Origin of the sequence: Bacillus sp. AFS031507 (genome assembly GCF_002584635.1) — a bacterium.
Classification (GTDB): domain Bacteria; phylum Bacillota; class Bacilli; order Bacillales; family Cytobacillaceae; genus Neobacillus.
Map to the genome: position 1 here is coordinate 1 of NZ_NUOW01000100.1, position 1,113 is coordinate 1,113.

The 1,113-nt window shown below is 31.9% G+C and carries 1 protein-coding gene; it reads left to right on the plus strand.

Annotation, left to right across the window (positions count from 1 at the left end; all coding sequences use genetic code 11):
- Positions 1-414 precede the first annotated feature (414 nt).
- On the plus strand, positions 415-831 hold the full coding sequence (locus COE25_RS30005; protein WP_098935236.1) for a VOC family protein: 417 nt from the start codon (positions 415-417) through the stop codon (positions 829-831).
- Positions 832-1,113 lie beyond the last annotated feature (282 nt).

Below are 1,113 nucleotides of genomic sequence, written 5' to 3' on the forward strand. Positions count from 1 at the left end.
AATCTGAGGGAGTTGAAGAATCGTCTTTAGCTCTTATTCAACAATCGGGCCATTTACAGGAATAAGATATGGGCAGAATAAAATAAAGAAAAAATGTTATAAGAAATATGTGGTGATTATTTAAATAAAAGGGCAAGATATTTTAATGTGGTGCTTCCATACAAATGAAACATGTGGTATTATTAAGAACAAACGTTCTGAATAGTGGTTACATATGTTAAAAAATGAGGTTTGTTTTATGATTGCTGAAACGAACCATTAGTAAATTAGATTTTTGATACTGTTTTTTCAGCAATCGGGCTATTTTTAATGAAATAAAGTACTTAAAGAAAAGTGAGTTATTTAGCGACATTTAATGAAAAACTTAATTGACATGTCATTCTTGCCAGTAATTTTCACAGGAGGTAATTAAAAATGGCATTCACATCCAAAAATATCTTTATCAATTTATCAGTAAAAGACGTGAACAAGTCCACCAATTTTTTCAAGGAGCTAGGTTTTGAGTTCAACCCACAATTCTCCGATGAGACCGCATCTTGTATGATCATCAGTGACAATATCTTTGCTATGATAATGATTGAAGAACGTTTCAAAGGATTTAGTAAGAAGGAAATTGTGGATACTACTACTTCTGCCGAAGCAATTCTCTGCTTTTCAGCTGAAAGTCGGGATCAAGTGGATGAGATAGTAAATAAGGCATTGTCATATGGTGGTAAATCTTTTAGTGAGCCTCAAGATCATGGATTTATGTATATATGGGGTTTTCAGGATTTAGACGGTCATTTATGGGAAGTTGCTTATATGGATGAAAGTGCAATTAATCAAGAATAAACTTTAAGTTTTAAAGTCAAATCAAGTTTAATATTCTAAGGGATGATGCCTTAAAAGGTATCATCTTTTTATTTATCTTTTATCAGATTAGAAATATGTGAAGTAATGGACTTAGGTAAAGGGGGCTTGACTTGAATAAGATATATGCAATGATCTTCAACAATCGGCGCTTTTCTTTAATATGAAGGCGTCTTTTTGTAATGCTCCAACACATTTAAGATTTTAGATCTTGTTAGGGTAAAGAAAAGATTGTGAAGATTTCTACTTAAACTCCCTCAGTTT

Coding starts and splice junctions, on each gene's coding strand:
- COE25_RS30005 (WP_098935236.1), top strand. CDS start 415: ATGGCATTCACATCCAAAAATATCTTTATCAATTTATCAGTAAAAGAC.